Raw genomic sequence first — 17,648 nt, forward strand, 5'->3', positions numbered from 1 at the left:
ACCATTTTATTATTTCATGTGTCTACTCTAAGGGGATTATATCATTAGTTGCCGTACTTAGCAGTGCTGATCTTGATACCAGGGCCCATTGTAGAAGCTACAACTACGCTCTTAAGGTACTGACCCTTAGCAGCGGCTGGCTTAGCCTTTACAACAGCGTTGATAAGTGTGTTGAAGTTCTGCTCGAGCTTCTCAACACCGAATGAAGCCTTACCGATAGGGCAGTGAATGATGTTTGTCTTATCAAGACGATACTCGATCTTACCAGCCTTAGCGTCTGTAACAGCCTTAGCTACGTCAGGAGTAACAGTTCCTGCCTTTGGGTTTGGCATAAGTCCTCTAGGTCCGAGGATCTTACCAAGACGTCCTACAACACCCATCATGTCAGGTGAAGCAACTACAACGTCGAAATCCATCCAGTTTTCCTTTGTGATCTTCTCAACGAGATCCATGCCGCCAACATAGTCAGCGCCTGCTGCCTTAGCAGCCTCATACTTGTCTTCCTTACAGAATACGCAAACTCTTACAGTCTTACCGGTTCCGTTTGGAAGTACAACAGCACCTCTTACCTGCTGATCAGCGTGTCTTGAGTCAACGCCCAGACGAATGTGAAGCTCGATAGTTTCATCGAACTTTGCCTTAGCACCCTTAGCTGCAAGTTCCAGAGCCTCAGGAGCGTCATATTGCTTAGCCTTGTCGATAGCCTTGAAGCTGTCAACATACTTCTTGCCATGTTTCATTAATATTTCCTCCTCATTAAGTGGTAATACCGACAGTGGATATCTAGTCGGTTAGCGGAAAATTCCTCCCACCATTGCCGTGCATGAATGCACAGTACGATTGATTAGTCCTCAACTACAACGCCCATTGAACGGCATGTACCAGCGATCATGCTCATAGCACTCTCGATGTTTGCTGCGTTCAGGTCAGGCATCTTCTGCTCAGCGATCTTCTGAAGCTGCTCTTTTGTGATAGTTGCGACCTTAGTCTTGTTAGGAACACCGGAACCTGACTCGATCTTGCAAGCCTTCTTGATGAGAACTGCTGCCGGAGGAGTCTTGGTGATGAATGTGAATGATCTGTCTGCGTAAACTGTGATAACAACAGGGATGATAAGACCGATATCGTTCTTAGTTCTCTCGTTAAAATCCTTTGTGAACGCCATGATGTTTACACCGTGCTGACCAAGAGCTGGACCAACCGGTGGTGCAGGAGTTGCCTTTCCTGCTGGAATCTGAAGCTTAATATAGCCTACTACCTTCTGTGCCATTTGTTCGCACCTCCATAATTAAGTGGTAAGGCGAGCGCCATACGCTCTCCCACGTTTCCGGAAGCCGTATATCCGAACCGTCATTGACGGCTTTGCTTCCATTTTCACGAATGTTTGCGGAGTTTTACCGCCTTTTTCCTTATTCCTCAGACTTTATCTGTGTCAGCGGCATAGTAACAGTTGTTTCTCTGCCCAACATAGATACTCTGACGTCTGCCGTCTGTGCTTCCATATCGAATTTCTCCACAACTCCTGTGAAGCCCTCGAATGAACCTGCTGTTACAACGACATTGTCGCCTTCCTTGAAGCCGACCTGAACGTTAGCGCTTCTCTGTGTGTCAACACCCAGTGCTGCAACCTCTTTATCGGTCAGCGGAACAGGCTTTGATGCAGGACCAACGAAGCCCGTAACGCCTCTGGTATTTCTAACGATATACCATGAATCGTCTGTAAGCACCATTTTTACAAGCACATAGCTTGGAAAAAGCTTTCTGTCGCCCTTGTCGATCTTATTGCCCTTTACTTCGGTAACTTCCTCCATTGGGATCATTACCTCAGGGATGAGATCCTGAAGGTTTCGGTTTTCAACAACCTTTTCAATATTGCTTTTTACCTTATTCTCATAACCTGAATAAGTGTGAACAACATACCACTTTGCTTCTTCTGACATGTTTCTTACCTCCATATTGATGTTGTCAAAACCGCTGTGACGGCTTAGCCGCCGATTTTAAGGATAGCCTTGATAGCTGCACCCAGACCTGAATCAACGCCGAAAAGGAACAGAGCCATAACGACCATTACCGTGAGAACAACTCCCGTATTCTTAGTCACCTGCTGTCTTGTAGGCCAAACGACCTTTTTCATTTCAGCTTTAAGCTCTCTGAAATATTTTCTTATTCCGCCCTTTTTCTTCTGATTCTTGCCGGTATCCTTTTTTGAAGACTTAGTAACATCTGTTTTTTTAGCCATTAGAAATAGCTCCTTTCAATATTACTTAGTCTCTTTGTGAAGAGTGTGTTTCTTACAGAACTTGCAATACTTGTTCATTTCAAGTCTGTCAGGGTCATTCTTCTTGTTCTTCTTAGTGTTGTAGTTTCTCTGCTTACACTCAGTACAAGCAAGTGTAATTTTTACTCTCATTTCGGCACCTCCTGACGAAATTTATACCCCGCAAGAACATTCAGGGTACGTCTGCCTCCCTCATACGTTTTCACGCAAGCTGTCACACAGCCCTGAGGTAACTTATGCTTTTTCACGCTCAAAAAAAGAGCGCAAAAAAATAGACCTCATAAAGAGGTACTACAATTATAACATCTGTGCTCTTCTTTGTCAATCATTTGTCAAAGAATTTTATTAATTTTTTGTAAATTTTATCGTTTGTCGAGTGAGGAGTGAGAAGTGAGGAGTGAGGAATTATGGTTTCGCCTGTCGGCGATGATTTTTTTAGGAGCGACCTTTAGTCGCCCACATGGTTTGTATAAATTCAAACCTTGCCGCTCCCAGAAACGGGCTGTCGAGGGCGCCAGCCCCTACAACTATTCGAGCAAGTCCTGCCACCGCAAAATCGCTCTGCTCGGTGCTGGGGCACAACTATGGTCAGCTATGCCCATTCCTCATTCCTAATTCCTCATTCCTCATTAAACCGGAAACTCCCCATTTTCAACGGTCGCATCAGCGATCTCTCTCATCTCGTCCCAGTCATGCGAGTAATGGTCATTCAAGCAAGCCACAGCAAAGAACCCTCCTGCTTTCGCTCCCTTTATGCCCTCGACTATATCCTCATAAACCACGCAAGCCTTTACTTCAAGCCCCAGTTTCTCAGCCGCCAGCTCATAAACATCAGGAAAGCCCTTTCCCCTCTCCACCTGCTCTGTAGACACGAAGCAATCAAATTGATCCAAAATGCCGTTTCTCTTTAGCACAGGCTTATAAAGCTCCTCAGTTGAAGCGGTCGCCAATGCTATCTTCCTGCCCTGTTCCTTAAGCTTTCGCACATACTCCCCTGCGTTTCCGCAAAGCTCGATAACGTTCGTATACTCATACACCGCCATATCGAACCATTCTTTCATTATATCCTGAATGTTCTCACCCAGAGAAAATCTATCGTTTGTATAAACAGCCGCCTGCTCGAAATTCATTGCAGACACCTGCTTGAAATAGTCCTCAGGCACTTTTATCCCACGCTTGCCGAGAAATTCCTCGTCTATCTTTGACCAAACGTGATTTGATCTTGTCAGAGTGCCGTCTAAGTCGAAAATGTGTCCCTTAAAATCTTTTATGTCCATTGTAATGTCCTTTCAGAAGTATTCATCAGAGAGCCTGAAGCCCTCGCCTATTATCTCGCTCACGTCACCCACAAGCACGAAAGCCTTTTCGTCAGTTTCTGCCGCTATTCTGCGAACGTCCGTTATCCTGCGTTTTCTCACTGCGCAAAGTATAAGATCTCTGTCCTCGCCCGTGTATCCCGTTCGGGCTTTTATGACCGTACACCCCAAGTTGCCCTCATTAAGAAGCCTATGGAGTATCTTATCTGCGGCAGGGCTTATTATCAGCGCAAGCTTTCCTCTGTCGCCGCCGTAGAGTATCATATCCAGTGTTTTTGAGAACACCCACAGTGTAAAGAACGAATACAGTGCGTTGTCGATACTGCCGAAAACAAAACCGCTAAGCACACATATCACACCGTCTGCAAGCATAAAGATCTGCCCTGCCGCCATATAGGGCTTTTTCCTTTTGATAAGCTTTGCGGCGATATCAGTTCCGCCTGTTGTTCCCCCTGAGCGAAAAACTATCCCACAGCCTGTGCCCAACAGAATACCGCCTGCTATTGCGCTGAGAAAAATATCATTTGTGAGCGGTGTAAAAAGCGTACACATATCCGCAGTCAGACCCGAAACTGCAATAGCTACAACAGTTCCAAAAAGGAAACGCCAGCCGAACACATAAAGGCTAACCGCCAACAAAGGAAGATTTATCGCCATTGTAAGCGAGCCGACACCAAGAGGCAGAAATCTTGACAACATGACAGCAAGCCCCGAAGCACCTCCGGGGGCAATTTCGTTAGGGCTTAAAACCAGTCCCACGCTTATGCCATATATGACCGCACCGAGAAGCAAGAGAGGATAGTCCACTCTGCCCTTTGCAGATCTTTTTGCCGAAAACAATTTATTCAGAAGTATCATAAAAGCCCTCCAAGCTATGCAAAAGCAAAGATAGGCTTATTTTTCCCCTGATACCTCGTAAAATACATTTTTTACAAAAGAGGCGCAATGGTTCTGAGAATGACCGACATGAACCTTGACCAGAAGCTGCGGTTATTTATATCGTCATGTGTTATTCTATGACAGCGGTTTTCAAACATATCGTCAAAGTCCGCTTTTATATCCTTTATACAACTTGTTTTGTACATATAAGTTGCACACTCAAAATGGAGATACAAGCTTCTGTAGTCGAGATTTATCGTACCCACCACGGCTGACTTATCGTCCGAGAGGAACATTTTGGCGTGGTTAAAGCCGCCTTTATACTCATAGACTTTTACGCCCAGCGTTTCAAGATCTCTGTAGAAAGACCTTGTTATAACGCTCACATACCATTTATCAGGTATCTCAGGAGTGATTATCCTAACATCAACACCGCTTTTTGCCGCATAGCCCAGGACGGTGAGCATTTCGTTGTCAGGCACAAGATACGGGGTAGAGATATAGATATAATCCTTGGCATTGTTTATCATATCCATATAGACAAGCTCGCCCACATTCTCGTCATCGAGAGGGGAGTCGCCGTAGGGGATAACATAGCCGTTGTTCACAACGTTTTTTACAGTGGGGCGGTACATATTATACTCAGTTTTATCACCTGAGATGACCTCCCACATTTGCAGAAACATCATGGTAAAATTCCAAACGCCGTCGCCCTTTAGCATAACGGCGGTATCTTTCCAATGACCGAAACGCTCCTTGCGGTTTATATACTCGTCGGCGATATTAACGCCCCCGTTGAAAGCCACGTTGCCGTCTATAACGAGAATTTTTCTATGGTCACGGTTATTCTGTATAGTAGAAAGCATAGGGCGGAAAGGATTGAAAACAAGGCATTTTACCCCTTGGTCGGTAAGCTTTTTCTTATATCTGAAAGGCAAAGTAAACTGAGAGCCCATTCCGTCATAAAGAAGTCTTACCTCCACGCCTGCCTTAGCTTTTTCAAGAAGTATCTTAACTATCTCACGCCACATTTCGCCGTCGTCGATAATAAAATACTCCATAAAGATAAACTCCTGAGCTTTCTGAAGCTCCTCAAGCATAGCCTTATACTTATCTTCGCCAAGCGGAAAATAAGTGACCTCCGTATTACCGCAGACAGGATAGCCCCCCGACTTATCCACATAGTTTGCAAGCTTATAAAAGTCAGGCTCACTTTCATGGAGATAGCTCATTATCTGTTTATTTGTTTTAAGAAAAGGTCTTGTATTGGCGGATTTCTTAGCATAAAGGTTTCTGACCTTTCTTGTGGAAAACTGATTTTTGAGTAATATATAAAGCACCACCGTAAAGATAGGCACGATAACAAGGGGTACTATCCACGCCAATTTATAGGCAGGGTTCTCGCTGCTGTTAAGGATATAGATAGCAAGCACGATAGCCACAGTAGAAAAAACGATATGCAGGTAGGCATAATGCACAGCGAAGCTTTGGAAGATTATAAAAATGAAAATAAGCTGCAATGCAAGAAGCAGGATAATAGTGGTTTTCTGTGAAAATATCATATTTATGAGTTTTTTCGGTTTTTTCTTTTGTATTTTTTCGCTTATCTTTTCCGCCACATTATCCGCCTGCCTTTCTAAAAATAGTGATACACAACTGATTATAACATTTATTTTTGATTTTTGCAATACGCAAAAATGCAGTTAATCTGCCCTGATTTCACGAATTTCTGTGACAATGACACAACTTTTGTTATCTTATTGTTGACAACAATTTGCGAAACAACTCACGAACAATGTAGGGGCGAACAGTGTTCGCCCGTTTAGTTCACCCACATGGTTTATGGAAACTCAAACCTCGCAACTCCCCGAAGCGGGACGTCGAGGGCGCCGTCCCCTACAATTCTAAACATAACGCCACATAGATACACGCAAAAAAAACAGGCAGACGGCTTTCCGGAGCAAGCCGTTCCCACAGCCGCTCAGGAAAAACATCTGCCTTATTATTTTCGCTAAAATTTCAAACAGCTATTCGGTATAGCCAAAGGCAAGAACTTCTCCATGCTTGTCCTCGTCGCCTGCCGCCATTGATATTTCAACGGTATAGTTAGTTGCTTCAGGCATCATGGCGATATTCTGTATCTGAGCATTTCCCCAGCCTGACGGACTTATGGTATCGTAATCGCTTTCGTCATACACCTCTCCGTCTGCTGTTACCTTAACATGAAGCTTGCCGAACTCGCCCTGCTTCACCTCTTTGTATATCATGTACAAGAATTTTTTGTCCTTGAACTCGAATACGATAGGGCTGTTATCTCCGGTGTTGTCGTAAGTCCAGCCATTTGTGAAGCTTGCAATAGTAGAGCCTTCCTTCCAACTTCCAAGGCTTGTTGGCGTAAGGCTGTCGCCCTCATACATATGAGCGTCCACCTCTCGCGGCGAGAAAACAGTGTCTGTCGGCATAACATAATCGCCCTCTGGCGCAACGTCCATAACAGTGTCAAAATAGTAATCCACCATTGAAGCCACAAGCTTGTGACCCTCAGTGTTAGGGTGCGACTGGTCGTCAGAGAAATCTTTCCAAGTCATTCTGTTATTTGCGAAAAGATATCTTAGTGCGTCACAGTATGATATCATCGGCAGGTGATAAAACTCACCTATCTGCTTCATATAATCCTGAGCAGAATGGTCGTTTTCTGTCACTGAGAACAGCAGAACAGGAGTGATATTCTTCTGCAAAAGCGTTCTGACTATTGACTCGTAAGCGTTCTGATAGTCAGTCTCTGTGCCGTCATTTACTGCAAATTCGATAAAGCATATGTCAGGCTCATAAGCCAACACATCTCTATCGAGTCTGAGTATTCCAAGCTTAGACGGCGTACCGCTAAGACCTGCGTTCACATACTGGACGTTATCACCCGTACCGAATTTCTGTGCAAAATAATCATAAGTGAGCTTAGCATAACAGCCCTCTGCACCGGCAGAAATACCCTCAGTGATAGAGCCGCCAAGATACGCCACAGTGACCTTTTCCCCTGACTGTGCTTTCTTTATAACATTCTGCATCATAGAAGTGTTGCCGTATGACACCATAGCCTTGTCATACATAGCCTGCGTCCACTCCTCGTCAGTTTCAGGCATTTTTTCGACCTGCGAGCTTGAAGACTCCGCTTTGCTTTCAGCCTTTGAGCTGTCCGCATTATTTCCGCAGCCTGCAAAAGCCGCTCCGCACATAGCAGCACTCACAAGCACTGCCAACAATTTTTTTGTATCCATTATTTGTACCTTTCTAATCTATGATAACGAAATCGGTTTCACACCGCATATAACACAAAAAGTACGGACAAAGCCGTACTTTTTGGTTATATCAATATGATAAAAATTCTTATTAGTTAAGAACTGCCTTCTCAGTTTCCTTATCGAAGATATGGATTCTGTTAGGATCGATAGCGACCTTAAGCTCATCCTGTGGACGAACGTCAGAACGAGGTGAAACTCTAGCTGTGAGCTGGATACCCTCGCAGTTGAGGTACAGATATGTTTCAGCACCCATCATTTCAGTTACTTCAACAGTTGTGTTGATAACGCCTGTTGTAGCCTGAGCAAGGAATGCAGGCTCGTCATGGATACACTCCGGACGAACACCGAGAACAACTTCCTGATCAACCAGTGGCTCGAGAACTTCAGGGTCTACCTTAGACTCCGGAACTGCTACCTGATACTTAACGCCTCTTGTTGTCTTTGTATCCTCAGAACCGAACTCAACAACATACTTGCCGTCTACCTTGAGAAGCTTAGCGTCGATAAAGTTCATCTGTGGTGAACCAATGAATCCTGCAACGAACTGGTTTACCGGATCGTTGTAAAGATTTGTTGGTGTGTCGATCTGCTGAATGTAACCGTCCTTCATAACTACGATACGGTCACCCATTGTCATAGCCTCTGTCTGGTCATGAGTTACATAGATGAATGTAGTACCGAGCTTCTTATGGAGCTTAGAGATCTCAGTTCTCATCTGTGCTCTCAGTTTAGCATCGAGGTTTGAAAGAGGCTCGTCAAGAAGGAATACCTGTGGCTCACGAACGATAGCTCTACCGAGGGCTACACGCTGTCTCTGACCACCGGAGAGAGCCTTTGGCTTTCTGTCAAGAAGGTGAGCGATGTCAAGTATTCTTGCTGCTTCCTCTACCTTTCTTGCGATCTCGTCCTTTGGTACCTTTCTGAGCTTCAGACCGAATGCCATGTTCTCAAATACTGTCATGTGAGGATACAGAGCGTAGTTCTGGAATACCATTGCGATATCTCTATCCTTAGGAGCGATGTCGTTTACAAGTCTGTCGCCGATGTAAAGCTCACCTTCACTGATCTCTTCAAGACCTGCGATCATTCTAAGTGTTGTAGACTTACCACAACCAGAAGGACCTACGAGGATGATAAACTCCTTATCCTTGATCTCGATGTTGAAGTCTGAAACAGCGATAACGCCGCCTGCGTACTTCTTATAAATTTCCCTTAATGATACACTTGCCATTAAAAAAGGACCTCCCTATTTGAATTTTACTAATATCCTAATTAGCTATGCTATTATCATAACAAATTTTTAACATACCCGCAAGAGTTTTTTTTACTAAACTTTATTATATCTCATTATGAATATTGACGAAAATTCACATAGAATAGGTAATTACTTACATTTAAACGATTTCGCTGTCAATAATCTTTCAACATCTTTGTGCATTATCTCCAAACAGCTTCCAAGGGGCAGATCCGGATCTAAAGGCAGTTCTCCGATCTTTATCCGCTTAAGAAAAACAACTTTATTTCCCAGCTTTTCAAACATTCTCTTGACCTGATGATACTTACCCTCATGAAGCACAACCGTACATTCATCGGGACAGTTCACACTTGCGGAAAATTCCGCAGGCAGACATTTCTCTCCGCCATCGATAGTCATGCCCTCAGCGAACGCCAGAGCATAATTTTCCTGCCAAGGGTCACGAAGTCTAACGAAATAGGTTTTCGGAACATGGGTCTTAGGGGACAACATTCTGTGGGCGAGAGCTCCGTCATCAGTGAGAAGCACAAAGCCCTCAGTATCCTTATCGAGCCTGCCCGCAGGGAAAAGTCCCTCCCTGAACATCTCAGGAGGTACTAGCTCAAGGACAGTTTTCGACTCTCCGTCACGAGTGGAGCAAACCACACCCTGCGGCTTGTTCATCATTATATAGACAAACTTTTTATAGCATATCTCCACGCCCTTTACAGCAACAATATCGTTTTCGCTGACCTTAGTATCAGCCGCCTTGGCGACCTTTCCGTTTACAGTCACCTGACCTTTTCTGCAAAGCTCTCTCACCATGCTTCGGGAAATATCATTACGCTGTGAAGAAATAAATTTATCAAGTCTCATAGCAAAAGCCTTTCTGACAATTTTCTTATAAAGATTATAGCATACGATACCGCCAAAAGTCAAATATGTGCAGAAGTTTTAGCAATAAAACGCCCGCAGATATGCTCCACAGGCGTTTTATTACTATTTGTATCGGTTTTTTGACCTATGAAGCATTAGTTTCCCCTTGTTCATAATGCCGACGTTCCACGCTCAGACGCCTACTTTTTCCTCAGCCCCTGCATAAATCCGTCCAGTTCCGCTGAGCATACATCGCCTCCCACAAGCTGTCCCTCACAGACGATAAGATTAGCCCTGACCTCCTGCTTCTTATTCCCATAATTTTTTACAGCATATGTATACACCTCAGCGGTTTTCCCTTTATAGTCCTCCAAGTCAAAGCCCTGCTGCTTCTGAAGCTTATTATACTTCTCATACACCTCATTGAATTCTTTCGGTATGGTCACCGCCTTGCATTCATCGTATTCGTCAGACACCTCCCAGCCCATTTCTTTCAAAAACGCCTGTCTTTGCGCTTCGCTTTTCATCTCGTACACCGCAGGCGACGATATCCTCACCACTGTCACTATTATCACCGCCAACAGCGCCAACGCCGCCAGAACCGCCCCGATCACCGCAAATGTTGGCTTTTTTACTTTTATTGTCTTGATAAACATACCCTTTTCCTCGCTTTCTGTTTTCAAAGTTTGTACATTTATATGTATTGTCCCAAAAATTATAACTACCTGTCCGATTTTTTATTTTGTTATATAATTTTCAAAAATAATTTTTATAGCATTAATAATCTTATTGTATAATAAATTTATCGGTTTGCTATGATTTATTATTACAAACTCTGTAGCACTGATATGGCATTGTGCAAAATTGACAAAAATAAAAGTGAAAATTAATGTGAATTAACGATTTTGTATTTTTTTGTACAAATGTCTTTGACAATTTCAAAATATGTGGTACAATATTATTAGGTAACGCTATGCTTCTCCGCATTGCCTGCGGAGGGTACTGAAACGTTTTCTTAAATCTGTCTTTTCACGGCTGTGAAGGGGCAAGTTATTATTGCTGATGCGTTCTGCGGTCAGCCGCAGGATTGATATATGAAAGGAGCAATGAGTTTTATGTCAAAAATTATTGCAGTTACTTCCGGTAAAGGCGGAACAGGCAAATCTTCTATAAGCGCCTGTCTCGGTTATGCCCTTGCCAAGCAGGGAAACCGTACACTTATAATTGAGCTTGACTTTGGTCTGAGATGTATGGATATCATGCTTGGTATGCAGGGTAATATTACATACGATCTAGGTGACGTTCTTGAGGGTACTTGCGACGTATACAAGGCAACAACAACTGTTAAGCTTGCTTCAAACCTGAGCGTTCTCTGCGCTCCGTCCGACCCGTTCGTTCAGCTCAAGGCTGAGGATATCGAAAAGATCACACAGGAAATGAGAAAGTATTTTGAATACATAATCATTGACACCTCTGCAGGTATCAACGGTTCTGTATTTGATATAGTTACTAATTCCGACCTTATTCTTATAGTTACAACTCCTGACCCTGTATGCGTAAGAGATGCGAGAATGATGTCAGACGAGTTCTATAAGAGAGGAAATCAGAAGCAAAGACTTGTTATCAACAAGGCAAACAAGAGAATATTCGAGTTTGACGAAATGGACGACCTTGACGCTATCATCGACACAGTCGGCGTTCAGCTTCTGGGTGTTATCCCTGAGGACAGCGCTATCCCTCTTGCAACAGGAAAAGGTGCGCCGCTTTCATCAAGCTCTATGGGCTTCCTTGCATTCTCTGCTATTTCAAGAAGAATAAAGGGCGAGCATATACCCCTCTCCATCAAGGTCTGAGTATATTATCAGCCGTGTGCGTGAGGATATCTGCGCATAGTGCGGCTGTTTTATATCACGAAACTTATTTATCCATTAATATACTAATATATAAACGGGGGGTTTCCATTGAATATTGCACTTATTGCTCATGACACAAAAAAGGAACTCATGGTACAGTTCTGTATCGCCTATTGCGGTGTACTCAGCAAGCACAATCTTTGTGCCACAGGTACTACGGGAAAAATGGTAGCCGAAGCAACAGGCCTTAACGTTCAGCGTTATCTCAGTGGCTCACAGGGCGGCGACCAGCAGATCGCAGCGAGAATATCCTGCAACGAGATAGACCTGCTTCTGTTTTTCAGAGATCCTATCTCAGTGAAGCCACACGAACCTAATGATATGAATCTCCTCAGACTTTGCGATGTACACAACATTCCGGTAGCCACAAACATTGCCACTGCCGAAGCGCTTATCCACGCACTTGAGCGAGGCGATCTTGACTGGAGAGATATCGTTAATCCTACAAAGATATAATTGAAATTTCATATACAAAAGCGATGAAAGGGAGAGTATTCCGCTCTTATGTTTCAGCGAGAGCCGTTGGTGAGAGGGTTCACACAAAGGGCAGGAAGAAGGACACCTTGGAGCTTCCGTTTGTTCAAGAACGGACGTATAGCTGCGTTAAAGCGTTAGAGTGATCCGGCGCGAAAGTGTTCGGATAATTAGGGTGGTATCACGGTAAAAGTCGTCCCTTACTAGGGGACGGCTTTATTTTTTTGTCCACCACCCATAGGGGAGCGGCTCAATTTCTGCAAAACAAGAATGCGACGTCCCGCTTTTTCGCTCCTCACTCACTCTCGAACACCTTATCTCAGCACAACAAAAAGCAAAGGCGGTATAACAATGAAAGCCAGCCAGCTAACAAAAGAAAACATCACCCCCGAAATAGTAGACAAGCTTCTTTTCGAGGGTCTTGACTATAAAGGCGAAACTGCCGACGTTATAATAGTTCTGGGAAGCCGCAAAGCCTGCGACTACCGTGTTCCGCTGGCAGCAAAGCTTTTTCAGGAGAGAAAAGCCCCACATCTCATATTCTGCGGAGGAAAGGTGCAAAAGACTTCCCTTGGTGACATGGCAGAATATAAAGCCATGCTCATCGCCGCCGAAAAATGCGGCATACCGACCTCCGCCATACTTGCGGAAACCAAATCCCTTGACACAGTGGACAATCTACGAAACTCAGCCGAGATTGTAAAAAAGCATTTCCCAAACTGCAAAAGCATCATAATCGTCACCACCGCCTATCATATGCGGCGTGCCGCCATGCTTGCACAGCACTTTTTCACACAGAAAATTATCCCCTGCCCTGCCAGCCGTGGCAGCACACAGCGAAATAATTGGTCAATGACCGAAAAAGGCAGCAAAACAGCACTTGACGAATGTCTTAAATTCGGTTATTATATAAAAAAAGGTTTTATTGACGATTTTGAAATTTGAAACGTTGTAATTAAAGCACCAAGGCTCTTTAATGTAGCGGTGAACAGTGTTCGCCATTTCTTACAACGTCCCGATATCACAGCTATTTAAACGATATCGGTATTCAAAAGTTCAAGACAAAATACAGAAAGGATCGTTATTATATGGCATTGATAGTTAAAAAGCCAAAAGGCACAGAGGACATCGTTCCCTCAAAGGTCTATAAGTGGCACACTGTAGAAAAGATAGTTTCCGAAGCTGCCGAAATATACGGCTTCAAAGAAATAAGAGTACCAACTTTTGAGGAAACAGGTCTGTTCGTGCGTTCTGTTGGCGAAACAACAGACGTTGTTCAGAAAGAGATGTATTCAGTTTCCGCAGCAGGCGACTCAAAGTTCACACTCCGTCCGGAGGGAACATCCGGCACAATGAGAGCTGTCCTTGAAAACGGCATTATGAACGAGGGTCTGCCGCAGAAGGTCTATTATATCCTCTCATTTTTCAGACACGAGAACACACAAAAGGGCAGACTCAGAGAGTTCCACCAGTTCGGCTGTGAAATGGTCGGCTCTGAAAGCCCAAGAGCAGACGCAGAGGTAATTTCTCTTGCAAAAAGCGTTCTTGACAGAGCAGGACTCAGAAACATCAAGCTCAACATCAACTCTATAGGCTGTCCAACCTGCCGTGCAGAGTATCGCAAGGCTCTGAAAGAGTATTTTGCCGCAAGAAAAGACCAGCTTTGCGAGACCTGTCGGGACAGACTTGACAAAAATCCAATGAGAATACTTGATTGTAAAGACAAACACTGTCAGGAGCTTGGCAAGAACGCCCCTGTTATCCTCGATTATCTCTGTGATGATTGCAAAGAACACTTTGAGAAGCTTCAGGAGTACCTCTCCGTAATGGGCATCGACTTTGACATCAACCCTAAGATAGTAAGAGGTCTTGACTATTATACAAGAACAGTTTTCGAGTTCATCACCGATGAGATAGGCGCACAGGGCACAGTCTGCGGCGGCGGACGTTATGACGGACTTATCCAGCAGCTTGGCGGCAAGCCTACCCCTGCCCTCGGCTTCGGTCTGGGACTTGAAAGACTTCTCATGGTAATGGACGCTCAGGGCTGCGACTATATGGAGCCAAAGACCTGCGACCTTTATATCGTACCAATGGGCGAGGACGCCCTTAAAAAGGCAATGGGCATAGCCTCCGAGCTTAGAGAAGAGGGCTGTTTCGTAGAATATGACCTTATAGGCAAAGGACTTAACGCTCAGATGAAGTATGCAAACAAAATAGGTGCAAAGTTCGTTATGGTGCTTGGCGACAACGAGATAGAATCAGGCGTTGCAAAGCTCAAAAACATGGCAACAGGCGAGCAGACAGATATCAGGCTTGACAACACCATTGCCGAGAACTTTTCAAACGCCCTCATGGCAGATATGTTCAAGGATATCGACGCCGATATAGAAAAATTTATCGGAAAGGAGAACTAAGCAATGAGATGTGAACAGTGCGAGAAAATACCTCTGACAGAAATACACACTCCGCAGGAATATATGCTCTGCATAGGTTCTCTTGCAAGAATGCTGCTGGCAGGGGAAGTTGAAATGACCTATCAGACCTGCCCTCTTGATAAGATAATGGATGACGACAACAAGTGGTATGCCGAAAAGCTTTTCCACCAGTTCAGGTGTACAAAATGCGGCACTATCTATGGTATGCTCTGCAACACCCACACAGGCGGACAAATAAAGATAAACGACAAGGTATTTGACCCTGCTGATTATCCCGATAAAAAGGAAGATAAATAATGCTTGCAATAAGACCCGTGACCTATGAGGTAGAGACCTCGCTTTCGCCCAAAAGAGTTCTCAGAAAGCTTGACGGCGACCTTATCGAGCATAGACCCACCGTAAACATTCTCTCCCAAAGCAAGTTCATGAAAAACCACCGTGACGATACCATTTTTTATGGCTACCGCACAGACGCCGAAAGCTTTCAGATATTCCACCACACCGCCAAAAAGCGTGACGGAGGCTCAACAGGCTTTTATGGCAAGGTAGAAAAGACACCCAACGGCTCCAGGATATACGGCAAGTTCAGAAAGCCTATCTATGCCTATGTTGTGGGCGTCATATGGACGGTGCTTGTGCTTTTCCTCACCCTTATGCTTGTGGCACTGGAAGAGAAAACAGGCGCAGTATGCTTTGCCGCAATATGGCTCGTGGGATTGTTCCTCATGTTCTGGGACAACAAGAAGAAGTTTGTCAGAGCCTATCTTGACAGCTTTCCGCCAGCCGTGGGCAAAACAGACGAAAGCGACGAATAATTTTATCAATATAAACCCAAAGAAAAGGAAGTAATGTAAAATGAAACTTGATACAATGAAGGGCTTACGCAGGACCCATTACTGCGGCGAAGTGCCTGAAACCGAGCAGGAAGTCGTTGTATGCGGCTTTGCTGACAGAGTAAGAGATATGGGCAACCTTATCTTCATCAACCTCCGTGACAGAACCGGACTTGTACAGCTTGCATTCAATGATGAAACAGACAGAGTCGTTTTTGAAAAGGCTCAGCTTGTAAAAGGCGAGTATGTCCTCATGGCAAAGGGTATGGTACGTCCTCGTGAAAGCGTGAACGAAAAGCTAAAAACAGGCAAGATAGAAGTTGCCGTAACAGACCTGAGAATTCTCTCAAAGGCTGAAACAACACCATTTGAGGTAACAAACTCAGATAAGGTAAACGATGAGCTGAAGCTCAAATACCGCTACCTTGACCTTAGAAATCCAAAGCTTCAGAAGAATATCATCACCCGTCACAAGATCGCTCAGATAACAAGAGAGTATTTCTATGACAACGGTTTCCTTGAAATAGAAACTCCTATGATGATGAAGTCCACCCCAGAGGGCGCAAGAGATTACCTCGTTCCTTCAAGAGTTCACGCAGGCAAGTTCTATGCACTGCCGCAGTCACCGCAGATATACAAGCAGCTGCTTATGATATCAGGTTATGACAGGTATATTCAGCTTGCAAGATGTTTCCGTGACGAGGACCTGAGAGCTGACAGACAGCCTGAGTTCACACAGATAGACCTTGAGATGTCCTTTGTCGATCAGGAGGATATCCAGGCTTGTATTGAGGGCTATATCGAAAAGCTTTTCAAAGAGATACTCGGTGTAGAGGTAACGCTCCCACTGCCAAGACTTACATTTGCAGACGCTATGAGCCGTTATGGCTCTGACAAGCCTGACACACGTTTCGGCATGGAGATACAGGATATCACAGAAACCGTTAAGGATATCGACTTTGTGGTATTCAAGTCAGCTATTGAAGCAGGCGGCTCAGTTCGTGCAATAAACGTCAAGGGCGGTGCGGCAACATACACAAGAAAAGAGATCGACAAGCTTGTTGAGCACGCAAAGGGCATAGGTGCAAAGGGTCTTGCATATATCCGCTGGGCAGACGAGCCAAACTGCTCATTCAAGAAGTTTCTTGGCGAGGGCGACCTTGAGAAGATAAACGCAGCCGTTGGAGCAGAAAAGGGCGACCTTATCCTCATCTGTGCAGACAAGAACAAGGTAGTTCTTCCAACTTTGGGCGCACTCAGACTTATCTGCGGAAAGCGTCTTGGCGTTATCCCGGAGGGCAAGTTCAATTTTGTATGGATAACAGAAATGCCTTTCTTTGAGTATGACGACGAGAACGACACATGGGTAGCAGCGCACCACCCATTCACAATGCCAATGGAGGAGTGTCTTGACTATCTTGACACCGACCCTGCAAACGTCCGTGCAAAGGCGTGGGATCTTGTCCTCAACGGCACAGAGCTTTCATCAGGCTCAATGAGAATAACAGACTTTGAGCTTCAGCAGAAAATGTTCGAAGCACTGGGCATGACAGACGAAGAGATAGAAGCAAAGTTCGGCTTCCTCGTAGACGCTTATCGTTATGCCGCACCACCGCATGGCGGCATGGGCATAGGACTTGACAGACTTTCCATGATAATCTGCAATGCCGACAGCCTTAGAGATGTAATAGCGTTTCCAAAGGTACAGAACGCCAGCGAGCTTATGAGTGCTTGTCCGTCCACAGTAGACGAGAAGCAGCTTGAAGAGCTTCACATCAAGACAACAGAAACAGAAGAATAATTTGCATTAACGCAAACAGGATAGCTCATGAGGGCTGTCCTGTTTTTGTTTTATTACACAAATTCTAATGACCGCACAATGTATATGTAGGGGCGACCTGAGGTCGCCCGCATTTATCTTGACCTCAATTTTTTCGCTTACCACCACATCTTATTCGTGTAAGTTCTTCCGCCGCAAAATCGCTCCGCTCGGTGCTGACTTTTACTTTGTGCTTGTTCTTTACTCCGGTCGGCTTTGCCCATTCCTCATTCCTCACTTATACTCCACCTCATAAAAACTTGAAACCCGCAGCCGAATTACTCGACCA

Annotated in this window: 20 protein-coding genes and 1 other annotated feature; of the genes, 7 read left to right on the top strand and 13 right to left on the bottom strand. The window is 44.7% G+C overall.

Annotated features, from left to right (window positions below; translation table 11 throughout):
• Positions 1 to 44 precede the first annotated feature (44 nt).
• From rplA to DW015_RS07910, 12 genes are all read right to left on the bottom strand, one after another.
• Positions 45 to 740 (bottom strand): 50S ribosomal protein L1, encoded by a 696-nt coding sequence (gene rplA / locus DW015_RS07855; RefSeq protein WP_117905247.1) that lies wholly within the window; start codon positions 738 to 740, stop codon positions 45 to 47.
• A 104-nt stretch (positions 741 to 844) separates the two neighbouring features.
• The gene (gene rplK / locus DW015_RS07860) at positions 845 to 1,270 is read right to left on the bottom strand and encodes a 50S ribosomal protein L11 (protein ID WP_022287004.1); all 426 of its coding nucleotides are present in this window, start codon (positions 1,268 to 1,270) and stop codon (positions 845 to 847) included.
• 139 nt (positions 1,271 to 1,409) lie between these two features.
• On the bottom strand, positions 1,410 to 1,940 hold the full coding sequence (gene nusG / locus DW015_RS07865) for a transcription termination/antitermination protein NusG (protein WP_038672647.1): 531 nt from the start codon (positions 1,938 to 1,940) through the stop codon (positions 1,410 to 1,412).
• Between the two features lie 44 nt (positions 1,941 to 1,984).
• The gene (gene secE, locus DW015_RS07870) at positions 1,985 to 2,239 is read right to left on the bottom strand and encodes a preprotein translocase subunit SecE (protein ID WP_117905248.1); all 255 of its coding nucleotides are present in this window, start codon (positions 2,237 to 2,239) and stop codon (positions 1,985 to 1,987) included.
• 21 nt (positions 2,240 to 2,260) lie between these two features.
• Positions 2,261 to 2,410 (bottom strand): 50S ribosomal protein L33, encoded by a 150-nt coding sequence (gene rpmG / locus DW015_RS07875; RefSeq protein ID WP_002848320.1) that lies wholly within the window; start codon positions 2,408 to 2,410, stop codon positions 2,261 to 2,263.
• A 497-nt stretch (positions 2,411 to 2,907) separates the two neighbouring features.
• Positions 2,908 to 3,555: an HAD family phosphatase gene (locus DW015_RS07880; RefSeq protein WP_117905249.1), complete on the bottom strand. Its 648-nt coding sequence runs from the start codon at positions 3,553 to 3,555 to the stop codon at positions 2,908 to 2,910.
• 12 nt (positions 3,556 to 3,567) lie between these two features.
• On the bottom strand, positions 3,568 to 4,452 hold the full coding sequence (locus DW015_RS07885) for a YitT family protein (protein ID WP_117905250.1): 885 nt from the start codon (positions 4,450 to 4,452) through the stop codon (positions 3,568 to 3,570).
• A 71-nt stretch (positions 4,453 to 4,523) separates the two neighbouring features.
• The gene (cls, locus tag DW015_RS07890; RefSeq protein ID WP_242993246.1) at positions 4,524 to 6,092 is read right to left on the bottom strand and encodes a cardiolipin synthase; all 1,569 of its coding nucleotides are present in this window, start codon (positions 6,090 to 6,092) and stop codon (positions 4,524 to 4,526) included.
• Positions 6,093 to 6,500: 408 nt separating this feature from the next.
• On the bottom strand, positions 6,501 to 7,748 hold the full coding sequence (locus DW015_RS07895; RefSeq protein WP_117905251.1) for an SGNH/GDSL hydrolase family protein: 1,248 nt from the start codon (positions 7,746 to 7,748) through the stop codon (positions 6,501 to 6,503).
• A gap of 112 nt (positions 7,749 to 7,860) precedes the next feature.
• Complete coding sequence (gene ugpC, locus DW015_RS07900) at positions 7,861 to 9,003, bottom strand: sn-glycerol-3-phosphate ABC transporter ATP-binding protein UgpC (RefSeq protein ID WP_117877715.1); 1,143 nt, start codon at positions 9,001 to 9,003, stop codon at positions 7,861 to 7,863.
• Positions 9,004 to 9,156: 153 nt separating this feature from the next.
• Positions 9,157 to 9,882 carry a pseudouridine synthase gene (locus DW015_RS07905; RefSeq protein ID WP_117905312.1) on the bottom strand — a complete coding sequence of 242 codons (726 nt, stop codon included), beginning with the start codon at positions 9,880 to 9,882 and terminating at the stop codon, positions 9,157 to 9,159.
• 200 nt (positions 9,883 to 10,082) lie between these two features.
• Entirely contained in the window at positions 10,083 to 10,565 is a 483-nt protein-coding gene (locus tag DW015_RS07910) for a DUF4830 domain-containing protein (protein ID WP_242993247.1), read from the bottom strand.
• A gap of 432 nt (positions 10,566 to 10,997) precedes the next feature.
• Between DW015_RS07910 and DW015_RS07915 the strand changes: the two genes are divergently transcribed.
• The 7 genes from DW015_RS07915 (at position 10,998) to aspS (ending at position 17,341) form a co-directional block, all read left to right on the top strand.
• A complete protein-coding gene (locus tag DW015_RS07915; protein ID WP_022287014.1) occupies positions 10,998 to 11,735 on the top strand; it encodes a P-loop NTPase in 738 nt (245 codons plus the stop codon).
• Positions 11,736 to 11,843: 108 nt separating this feature from the next.
• On the top strand, positions 11,844 to 12,251 hold the full coding sequence (gene mgsA, locus DW015_RS07920; protein WP_022287015.1) for a methylglyoxal synthase: 408 nt from the start codon (positions 11,844 to 11,846) through the stop codon (positions 12,249 to 12,251).
• A 14-nt stretch (positions 12,252 to 12,265) separates the two neighbouring features.
• Positions 12,266 to 12,473: a binding site (T-box leader), on the top strand.
• Between the two features lie 147 nt (positions 12,474 to 12,620).
• Complete coding sequence (locus DW015_RS07925; protein ID WP_117905252.1) at positions 12,621 to 13,214, top strand: YdcF family protein; 594 nt, start codon at positions 12,621 to 12,623, stop codon at positions 13,212 to 13,214.
• 143 nt (positions 13,215 to 13,357) lie between these two features.
• Positions 13,358 to 14,686: a histidine--tRNA ligase gene (gene hisS / locus DW015_RS07930; protein ID WP_117897796.1), complete on the top strand. Its 1,329-nt coding sequence runs from the start codon at positions 13,358 to 13,360 to the stop codon at positions 14,684 to 14,686.
• A 3-nt stretch (positions 14,687 to 14,689) separates the two neighbouring features.
• Positions 14,690 to 15,004, top strand: coding sequence for a hypothetical protein (locus tag DW015_RS07935; protein ID WP_117905253.1), 315 nt, complete (start codon positions 14,690 to 14,692; stop codon positions 15,002 to 15,004).
• Complete coding sequence (locus DW015_RS07940) at positions 15,004 to 15,522, top strand: hypothetical protein (protein ID WP_117905254.1); 519 nt, start codon at positions 15,004 to 15,006, stop codon at positions 15,520 to 15,522. Before DW015_RS07935 ends, DW015_RS07940 begins: the two co-directional genes overlap by 1 nt.
• Positions 15,523 to 15,562: 40 nt before the next feature.
• Complete coding sequence (gene aspS / locus DW015_RS07945; RefSeq protein ID WP_242993248.1) at positions 15,563 to 17,341, top strand: aspartate--tRNA ligase; 1,779 nt, start codon at positions 15,563 to 15,565, stop codon at positions 17,339 to 17,341.
• 124 nt (positions 17,342 to 17,465) lie between these two features.
• On the opposite strand, the gene DW015_RS13860 is transcribed toward aspS, so the two are convergent.
• Positions 17,466 to 17,597 (bottom strand): hypothetical protein, encoded by a 132-nt coding sequence (locus tag DW015_RS13860; protein ID WP_278306093.1) that lies wholly within the window; start codon positions 17,595 to 17,597, stop codon positions 17,466 to 17,468.
• Positions 17,598 to 17,648 lie beyond the last annotated feature (51 nt).

This window comes from Ruminococcus sp. AF37-20, from assembly GCF_003460465.1.
Taxonomy (GTDB): Bacteria; Bacillota; Clostridia; order Oscillospirales; family Ruminococcaceae; genus Hominimerdicola; species Hominimerdicola aceti.